The organism is Candidatus Pseudoscillospira sp. SGI.172 (assembly GCF_050313575.1).
GTDB lineage: Bacteria > Bacillota > Clostridia > Oscillospirales > Oscillospiraceae > Vermiculatibacterium.
Genome location: NZ_JBNPLQ010000028.1, coordinates 24,031 through 32,475 on the forward strand (window position 1 = coordinate 24,031; position 8,445 = coordinate 32,475).

At 51.3% G+C, this 8,445-nt stretch carries 10 protein-coding genes; 6 read left to right on the forward strand and 4 right to left on the reverse strand.

Annotated features, from left to right (window positions below):
- Positions 1–114: 114 nt before the first annotated feature.
- Positions 115–1,926, reverse strand: a complete 1,812-nt coding sequence (lepA, locus tag ACQRD3_RS10725; protein ID WP_427781383.1) for a translation elongation factor 4 — start codon at positions 1,924–1,926, stop codon at positions 115–117.
- 53 nt (positions 1,927–1,979) lie between these two features.
- Positions 1,980–2,693 carry a helix-turn-helix domain-containing protein gene (locus ACQRD3_RS10730; RefSeq protein ID WP_080906311.1) on the reverse strand — a complete coding sequence of 238 codons (714 nt, stop codon included), beginning with the start codon at positions 2,691–2,693 and terminating at the stop codon, positions 1,980–1,982.
- 177 nt (positions 2,694–2,870) lie between these two features.
- Here ACQRD3_RS10730 and pta point away from each other — a divergent pair, with 177 nt between their 5' ends.
- From pta to ACQRD3_RS10750, 4 genes are all read left to right on the forward strand, one after another.
- Positions 2,871–3,857 carry a phosphate acetyltransferase gene (gene pta / locus ACQRD3_RS10735; RefSeq protein ID WP_427781384.1) on the forward strand — a complete coding sequence of 329 codons (987 nt, stop codon included), beginning with the start codon at positions 2,871–2,873 and terminating at the stop codon, positions 3,855–3,857.
- 277 nt (positions 3,858–4,134) lie between these two features.
- On the forward strand, positions 4,135–4,431 hold the full coding sequence (locus ACQRD3_RS10740) for a hypothetical protein (RefSeq protein ID WP_427781385.1): 297 nt from the start codon (positions 4,135–4,137) through the stop codon (positions 4,429–4,431).
- Positions 4,432–4,778: 347 nt separating this feature from the next.
- Positions 4,779–5,762: a tyrosine-type recombinase/integrase gene (locus tag ACQRD3_RS10745; RefSeq protein WP_427781386.1), complete on the forward strand. Its 984-nt coding sequence runs from the start codon at positions 4,779–4,781 to the stop codon at positions 5,760–5,762.
- 13 nt (positions 5,763–5,775) lie between these two features.
- Positions 5,776–5,916 carry a hypothetical protein gene (locus tag ACQRD3_RS10750; RefSeq protein WP_427781387.1) on the forward strand — a complete coding sequence of 47 codons (141 nt, stop codon included), beginning with the start codon at positions 5,776–5,778 and terminating at the stop codon, positions 5,914–5,916.
- Positions 5,917–6,321: 405 nt separating this feature from the next.
- On the opposite strand, the gene ACQRD3_RS10755 is transcribed toward ACQRD3_RS10750, so the two are convergent.
- Positions 6,322–6,576, reverse strand: coding sequence for a hypothetical protein (locus tag ACQRD3_RS10755; protein ID WP_427781388.1), 255 nt, complete (start codon positions 6,574–6,576; stop codon positions 6,322–6,324).
- A 111-nt stretch (positions 6,577–6,687) separates the two neighbouring features.
- Positions 6,688–7,272, reverse strand: a complete 585-nt coding sequence (locus ACQRD3_RS10760; RefSeq protein WP_427781389.1) for an SHOCT domain-containing protein — start codon at positions 7,270–7,272, stop codon at positions 6,688–6,690.
- Positions 7,273–7,350: 78 nt separating this feature from the next.
- Here ACQRD3_RS10760 and ACQRD3_RS10765 point away from each other — a divergent pair, with 78 nt between their 5' ends.
- Entirely contained in the window at positions 7,351–7,668 is a 318-nt protein-coding gene (locus ACQRD3_RS10765; protein WP_427781390.1) for a helix-turn-helix domain-containing protein, read from the forward strand.
- Positions 7,669–7,828: 160 nt separating this feature from the next.
- Positions 7,829–8,440 (forward strand): recombinase family protein, encoded by a 612-nt coding sequence (locus tag ACQRD3_RS10770; RefSeq protein WP_427781391.1) that lies wholly within the window; start codon positions 7,829–7,831, stop codon positions 8,438–8,440.
- The last annotated feature ends 5 nt before the right edge of the window (positions 8,441–8,445 follow it).

The following is an 8,445-nucleotide window of genomic DNA, read 5'->3' on the forward strand; positions in this document are numbered from 1 at the left end:
ATCTTGTGGGTGCGCAGTTCGAGAGGCCATTCCTTTCTCACAGAAAAGAATGGTCTTTCTGAGCACACACGCAGGAGGAACAATCACGTTCCCCCCAAACGGAATCTCCCCGTCTCACTTCTCCTCGTCCAGCTTGAGCACCGCCATAAACGCCTCGGTGGGGATCTGCACACTGCCCAGGGAGCGCATCTTCTTTTTGCCCTCTTTCTGCTTTTCCAGCAGCTTCTTCTTCCGGGTGATGTCTCCGCCGTAGCACTTGGCCAGCACGTCCTTGCGCATGGCCCGGATGGTCTCCCGGGCGATGACCTTTCCGCCGATGGCGGCCTGGACGGGCACCTCGAAGAGCTGGCGGGGAATGTTGTCCTTGAGCTTCTCGCACAGCCTTCTCGCCCGGGCGTAGGCCTTCTCCCGGTGGGCGATGAAGCTCAGGGCGTCCACCTGGTCGCCGTTGAGGAGCAGATCCACCTTCACCAGCTCGCTGGGGCGGTAGCTCTCCAGCTCGTAGTCCAGGGAGGCGTAGCCCTTGGTGCGGGCCTTGAGGGTGTCGAAAAAGTCGTAGATGATCTCGCCCAGGGGCATGGAGTAGTGGATCTCCACCAAGTTGGTGTCCAGATACTGCATGTCCTTGAACTCGCCCCGCCGGTCCTGGCAGAGGGGCATGATATTGCCCACATAATCCGGAGGCGCGATGATGGACACCTTGGCATAGGGCTCCTCGGCCTCGGCGATGGCGCCGGGGTCGGGGTAGTTGTGGGGATTGTCCACCATGACCACCTTGCCGTCGGTTTTTGTGATCTTGTAGATGACCGAGGGGAGGGTGGTGATGAGGTCCAGGTCGAACTCCCGCTCCAGCCGCTCCTGGATGATCTCCATGTGGAGCATCCCCAAAAAGCCGCACCGGAAGCCGAAGCCCAGGGCGGCGGAGGACTCGGGCTCGAAGGAGAGGGAGGCGTCGTTGAGCTGAAGCTTCTCCAGGGCGTCCCGCAGGTCGGGGAACTTGGAGCCGTCCTCCGTGTAGATGCCGCAGTAGACCATGGCCTGGGCGGGCCGGTAGCCGGGCAGGGCCTCGGCCGCCGGGCGCTCGGCGCCCGTGACGGTGTCGCCCACACGGGTGTCCTTCACATTTTTGATGGAGGCGGTGAAATAGCCCACCTCCCCCGCGATGAGCTCCCCGCAGGGTTCCATGCCCAGGGGCAGAAGGTGCCCGCACTCGATGACCTCATATTCCGCGCCGGATGCCATCATGCGGATAGGCATGCCGGTTTTGACGGTGCCCTCCACCACCCGGAAGTAGACCACGACGCCCCGGTATGGGTCGTACTGGCTGTCGAAAATAAGGGCCTTCAGGGGCGCGGCGGGATCTCCCACAGGGGCGGGGACGTGGGTGACCACGTCCTCCAGCACCGCCTGGATGTTGATGCCCATCTTGGCGGAGATCTCGGGGGCGTCCTGTGCCTCCAGGCCGATGACGTCCTCGATCTCCTTTTTTACCCGTGCGGGCTCGGCGGCGGGCAGATCGATCTTGTTCACCACCGGGCGGATCTCCAGGTCATGCTCCATGGCCAGATAGGTGTTGGCCAGGGTCTGGGCCTCGATGCCCTGGGCGGCGTCCACCACCAGCACCGCCCCCTCGCAGGCGGCCAGAGAGCGGCTGACTTCGTAGTTGAAGTCCACGTGGCCCGGGGTGTCGATGAGGTTGAGCTCGTAGGTCTCCCCATCCAGGGCCCTGTAGTTGAGCTTCACCGCCCGGGCCTTGATGGTGATGCCCCGCTCCCGCTCCAGATCCATGTTGTCCAGAAGCTGGGATTCCATCTCCCGCTGCTCCACTGCGCCGCAGGCCTCGATGAGCCGGTCGGACAGGGTGGATTTTCCGTGGTCGATGTGGGCAATAATGGAGAAGTTGCGAATTTTGGATTGGTCTGTCATATGTTCTCCCTCTCAGGCGCGGAGCGCCAAAATTTAAAACGGGACGGCGGCGTTTACTTTTTCCCCTTCCACCGGTTCCCCAGATTGTAGTTGATCCGTTCCCCGGTGGCATGGACGATTTGGAGCAGGGACTGGTAGGTCCCGGGATAGGCCTCGGCCAAGGCGTCGTTGTTCATGGGGGGGAAGGACTCCGCGCCGTTCTCCCGGAGCTGCTCGGCCAGCGCGTCCACATAATCGGCCTCGGAGTATGTCATATCGGCCCCGGCACAGCCCACGGCGAAGTGGGAGGCGGTCACGGCGAAAAAGTCCTCGCTCTGTCTGCCCGGGGTGCGGTAGAGGTACCGGAAAAGCTGATAGACGGCGGCGGAGAGATATTGGAAGGCGGCCTGGATGGCCCCCTTGCAGCCGGTCTTGCCCAGCAGGTCGAAGAGCACCCCCACCGAGTTGACCAGCAGCTTTTTGTTCAGCGTGGCCATAATGCTCCCGTGGAGGACGTTGTCCTTTTCCGCGGAATAATCGTAGAGCTCCTCGGCCCCGATGGTGGTGCCGTCCCGGCTCAGGGTCCGGCCCAGCAGAAAGTCGGCAGAGACCCGGTAGTAATCACAGGCTTTTCGGACAAAGGCCAGCCCCGGTTCCCGCACGCCGTTTTCATAGTGGGAGAGCAGCGCCTGGCTGATCCCCAGCTCCTTGGCGGCGGCGCGCTGGCTGACGCCCTTCTCCCGCCGCAGCAGGGAGAGTGAACGGGCAAAGTCATTGGCGGTTTCCATAACACACACTCCATTTAAAAACAATAAGTATAGTATAGACAAAACAATACATCATGTAAAGCGAAAATTTTCTGAAAAAATATGTTTTGCACCGTTGAGTTTTCTCAGTGGCTGGGTGTATAATATGGAACAATGTTGATGCTTGCGTATCAAGATATTTTTTGGAGGGTAGCATATATGGAAAGTTTTGGATTTGGCGCGATGATCGAGCGGCTGAAGAAGTCGCCCAAGACCATCGTGCTGACTGAGGGCACTGATGCCCGTATCCTGGAAGCCAGCGCCCGCCTGCTGGCCGGAACCTGGCTGACTCCCATCCTGGTGGGCAATGAGGACGCGGTGAAGGCCGCCGCCGAAGAGGCCGGCTACAACATTCGCGGCGCCCGCATCATCGATCCGGACACCTACGAGAAAATGGACGAGATGGTGGCCGAAATGGTGGAGCTGCGCAAAGGCAAGCTGACCGCCGACGACTGCCGCAAGATGCTGCGCCAGGCCAACTACTTCGGCACCATGCTGGTGAAGATGGGCGAGGCCGACTGCCTGCTGGGCGGCGCCACCTATTCCACCGCCGACACCGTCCGTCCCGCCCTGCAGCTGATCAAGACCAAGCCGGGCAGCAAGATCGTCTCCTCCTGCTTCATTCTGGTCCGTCCCTCCGCCACCGGCGGCAACGACGTGCTGGCCATGGGCGACTGCGCCATCAACATCAAGCCCAACGAGGACGAGCTGGTGGAGATCGCCACCGAAGTGGCCCACTGCGGCCGGGTCTTCGGGATCGACCCCAAAGTGGCCTTCCTGTCCTACTCCACTCACGGCTCCGGCTCCGGCGAGGATGTGGACAAGATGCGCCACGCCTATGAAAAGCTGATGGCCACCACCCCCGATTTCGACGTGGACGGCGAGCTGCAGTTCGACGCCGCCGTCTCTCCCGCCGTGGCCCACACCAAGTGCCCTGACTCCAAGGTGGCCGGCCACGCCAACACCTTTATTTTCCCCGACATCAACGCCGGCAACATCGGCTACAAGATCGCCCAGCGCCTGGGTTCCTTTGACGCTTACGGCCCCATCCTGCTGGGCCTGAACGCCCCCGTGAATGACCTCTCCCGCGGCTGCAACGCCCAGGAGGTCTATTCCATGGCGATCATCACCGCCGCGCTGAGCTGAGTTTTCGTCCCCCGTATTTTCAGAATAGGGGCCCATCAACAAGAAGATAAGCGGTACTTGGCTTCGGGGCCGGGTACCGCTTATTTTTGCTCTGCGGCAAGATCCCCTTATGAAGGTACCTGCGGAACCAAACGCAGATTCAAAGAGCCTCGTATGATATACTCCTTATAAAATTTGGGTCAATCATAAAAGTTGTGGGAGGAAGGATTCCTGATGTAAGGCTTTCGGCTGACATCGAAGCGCTTGAGGAAGAAGGAATCATCGTCCGGATCGCCATATGGCCGACAATTCCGAAAACGTCCACGGAATCATTCATCTCGTCAAAGGGCTGAACGGAAAATACCGAACCATTGAAGCTGATATTTCTTCATCCCCCTATACCGGCGGACTGTACGGGGCAAGCTTCACGCCAAGGGATACCCAGTGGGGCCTATTCTATCTCGCAGGCTATAACTGCCGTGATATTTATCGGGCGGAAGTGGAATTCATCGGGTTTGATTACGAGGGAATCGATCCATGCCTTGCGGTGCTCATCCGATCCTTTTTGCGTCAGGATGAAACGTTTCGTCCTTAACCTTCTCCCCCGGCAACAAGAACGCCCCCTATCCATGGTTTTTTTCCCTGTATCGCGCACGCTTCGAAGCAGCAGCCCCGACTGGATCCGTCGGGGCTGTTTTACGTCACTGTGTTCCGGTCAAGGTCTGTACCTATTGCGTTCCTGCGCAGCTGTTTTAGAAAGCTAGTGATAGATTTTTCTAAAAATAATCAAGATAAGAAGTGTAAAAAAGTGAGATATTCCAACGCTTTAACTTTTTGTGCAAGCTGATTTTATATAGTTTGATTTTTCTTGAAATGCTATAATCCTCATGGTAAAATCAAGTTAAATTTTTAATTTGATTTTTTGCCAGAGGGGGTTTTGATATGGCAGGTACACGCAAAAGGGTACAAAGGACGATTAGCAGAGCAGAGGCTAACAACCAATATCTAAATAGCGTCTTTCAAGAATTTATAGCAGAGAAAAAAGCACTAGGCAGAGTAGAGGAAACGCTAAAATCATATCAGACAACCTATAAGAAATTCTGTGAATACTTTGGAGAAAGAGCAGAAGAAACAGGAAATATTTACGGCTCTATGTTCATTGAATGGACTAATGCTATGAGAGATGAAGGACTAAAAGCCGCTACTATCAATCACAATTTAAGTGATATGCGCTCTTTTATGTACTGGTGTATGGACGAAAGCAGGCAATATATAGACCGTTTTCGGATTAAGCTAATCAAAGTACAAGAGGAAATGCCAAAAGATTACACGGTTGAAGAAGTTAAAGCATTATTAAGAAAGCCAGAGCGGAAAGCAAGATTTACAGAGTGGAGAACATGGGCAATTTGTTGTTTTGTAGTTGGTACAGGTGCAAGGCTTGGAATGCTAGTAGATATACGCATGAAGGATATAGACCTTAAAAACGGGAAAGTATTCTATCAGCATACAAAGAATAAGAAATTGCAAACTGCTAATCTTTCTCCGCAATTAGTAAAGAACTTAACAGAATATATTGATATGTGGCGTATTGCCAATGTTGAAGAAGATGATTACTTATTCTGTAATGTCAGCGGAGAACAGCTTTCTAAAGTGTCACTTACACAAGGATATAGGCAATATACAAAAGATAGAGGGGTTAATAAATCTAATATTCACGGCTTGCGCCATACATTCGCTAGAGAATGGTTCTTAAATGGCGGTGATGTGGTACAGCTTTCAAAGATACTAGGTCATTCTACCCTTGCTATGAGTGAACACTATATGAATATCTACGCAGATATGGCAAGAGATAGATTTGTGCAATACAATCCGCTCGATAATATAGCAAGAAGTGGAGCAAAGAAAACAGTAAGGCGCAAGGATTAAGGAGGAAACGGCTATGTGTGAATACTACGGCTTGCCGCTTGCGCTGATATTTGAAGAGTTGGTAGACATGGACAAGCCAGAGGACAAGGCGCAACAGCAGAGGCCAGCAGAGGTAGAGCAGGAACAGCAGAACAAAGGGGAGCGGCAAAAGTAAGCCGCTCCCCTTTTTGCTTGTTTGTCCCGCCGCCGCTTGTGTGGCCTTTAAACGGCCTGCTACGCCGTTTGTGGCCCTTGGAGGTGTTTGGATATTCCTTGCCGCCTTAAACGGCTCTAGCGGCCTTCTGTGCCCCTCTACGGCTTGTTCCGCTCCATCATGGCATTACCCGCCGCCGTCACTACCTGCGGCGGCCTGCGGCCGCCTCCGGTGCTTGGCGGCTCCTGTTCCGCTCCACCGCCGCCGAAGTTGATCTAGTTGGGTGTGGTTCCGCTCCACCAGCAGAGCAAGGGCCAGGGGTTCCGCTCGCCTTGTGGAGTAAAGAGGCGGACGGGGATAGGCTTTCCCCGTCCGCTTGGTGGTTTGGTTGATTTAGTCTGCTTGGCCCCGCTGCTCCCACTAGTCTTAAAGGGCGTCTATCTGTTCCCACATAGAGGGCTTCTTTTCCTTGGACTTGGGGGCGAGTTCGGGGAAGAATTTAATAGCAAACTCTTTTCGGAGTTCAATAAAGGACATCTTGCGTTCTCTGCCGTTCTTGTCTGGTGGTACAGGCTTGTTCTTTAAGTCTTTCAGCCATTGAATAGCGTCCGGCCCTTGTTCTTTGACATATCCAATAATAAATTCAAGGTTGATTTCCTTAATATCTTTTATCTCTTTCATTCTTTGTTCCCCTTTCTTTTATAATATGCTTAATGTACCTAGATTGTATATCGTTATTATTTATTTGTCAATAGAAAAGCGGCTAGTATTTAATACTAGCCGCTTTATATATTATAAACCTAGTAATTGTTTTTTCTTTGCGTCAAATTCTTCTTGTGTAATAATTCCGCTGTCAAGTAATTCTTTGAACTTTTTTAGTTCATCAGCAGAGGAAGTTGCTTGATTTGTATTATTAGAAGTAACTGCTTTCTGAAATTCTTCCTTGCTGATTTCAGTTAAACTTCTAGACCCACATGCAGGACATCTATCATAATCAACAATGCGATTCATAGCATTATCGGCACGATTTAAGCTGGTTGCAGCAGTTGAGCTGGTTGCATGACTTCCAGCAGTCATTACAGCGGTCAATCCTGCCGACATAGCTTTTTTAGCCTCTTGTTTATTTTTTTGGAGGTCTACGGGGTTATAGCAAAACACATGACCACATGTATTACATCTTTTTCTAATCTCAATGTCATCTTTATCAACAAATACTATGGTTTTGCGCTCTAAATCATATTTTGCCGCTTTGCCAGCCTTGGTGCATTCGTCCAAACACTCTTTACAAATATCGTGGTTATTTCCATTTATATCCGGGCATTTATACCGTACTAATGCCCATGTCACACTTTTTCCACACCGCTCACATTTTGCCATAATAGTCACCAATCCTTTCTTTTTTTGTTATGCGGAGCCACCGCATTCCTTCCAATAAAGTAACACATAAGTATTCAAATGTCAACATATGTGTTCATAGATAGGCTCATTTTAGGATACCCTAGGTTTAGGGGTGAAGATATGAGCGATATGCAATTAAGTCCAATAATAGTTGGAGAGGTAATAGCAAGATTTAGAAATAGAAAAGGTATAACACAAGAAGTATTAAGTGGATTAGCTGATATAGGAAGAACACATTTAAGTGCAATAGAGCGTGGAGAAAGAAAGCCAACACTAGAAACACTATATAGAATTAGTTGTGCGTTAGATATTAAAATGAGCGATATAGTAATATCTATTGAAAACGAGATAGAGGATAAAGAAGACATTCCGTAAAGGTATACCTTAACGGACATTAGAAAGCAATAAGAAAACCTACCTTTTTATCATTCGCAAAAGTCAAGAAATAATTTACGGATGTTCGCAATATTGCATTGACTTTTACGAACACTTATGATACACTAGTATAACAAGGAACACAAGGGAGGTTTAAAGAATGGAAAGCCGCACATGGGGATATGCAAGAGTAAGCACGAAAGAACAGAATTTAGATAGACAACTTATTGCACTAATGGAAAGTGGAGTAGAAGAAAGAAATATAATCACCGATAAGGAGAGCGGAAAAGACCTAGATAGAAAAGGCTATCAGGCATTAAAGAATACCATGTTGCGTCGGGGCGATACCCTTGTTATTAAGTCGCTGGACAGATTAAGCCGTAACAAGTGTGATATTAAGCACGAACTTCAATACTTCCAGCAAAGCGGCGTGCGGCTCAAAGTGATTGACCTACCCACAACAATGATCGACTTTCCCGAAGGGCAAGAGTGGGTCATGGAGATGGTAAACAATATCCTGATTGAAGTGCTGGGGACGATTGCAGAGCAGGAGCGCACGACCATCCGCCAGCGGCAATCGGATGGAATAGCCGCCGCAAAGCAAAAGGGTGTTGCGCTAGGTAGGCCGAAAGCACAAAAGCCGGATAACTGGGTGGAAGTTATAGCAGAGTGGCAAGCTGGTAAGATAACTGCCGCCAAAGCTATGGAATTAACAGGCACAAAGAGAACAACATTCTATAAACTGATTTCCGAAAAGACGGCTGATGTGTAATTCCT

Coding starts and splice junctions, on each gene's coding strand:
- lepA (WP_427781383.1), bottom strand. CDS start 1,926: ATGACAGACCAATCCAAAATTCGCAACTTCTCCATTATTGCCCACATC.
- ACQRD3_RS10730 (WP_080906311.1), bottom strand. CDS start 2,693: ATGGAAACCGCCAATGACTTTGCCCGTTCACTCTCCCTGCTGCGGCGG.
- pta (WP_427781384.1), top strand. CDS start 2,871: ATGGAAAGTTTTGGATTTGGCGCGATGATCGAGCGGCTGAAGAAGTCG.
- ACQRD3_RS10740 (WP_427781385.1), top strand. CDS start 4,135: ATGGCCGACAATTCCGAAAACGTCCACGGAATCATTCATCTCGTCAAA.
- ACQRD3_RS10745 (WP_427781386.1), top strand. CDS start 4,779: ATGGCAGGTACACGCAAAAGGGTACAAAGGACGATTAGCAGAGCAGAG.
- ACQRD3_RS10750 (WP_427781387.1), top strand. CDS start 5,776: ATGTGTGAATACTACGGCTTGCCGCTTGCGCTGATATTTGAAGAGTTG.
- ACQRD3_RS10755 (WP_427781388.1), bottom strand. CDS start 6,576: ATGAAAGAGATAAAAGATATTAAGGAAATCAACCTTGAATTTATTATT.
- ACQRD3_RS10760 (WP_427781389.1), bottom strand. CDS start 7,272: ATGGCAAAATGTGAGCGGTGTGGAAAAAGTGTGACATGGGCATTAGTA.
- ACQRD3_RS10765 (WP_427781390.1), top strand. CDS start 7,351: ATGTCAACATATGTGTTCATAGATAGGCTCATTTTAGGATACCCTAGG.
- ACQRD3_RS10770 (WP_427781391.1), top strand. CDS start 7,829: ATGGAAAGCCGCACATGGGGATATGCAAGAGTAAGCACGAAAGAACAG.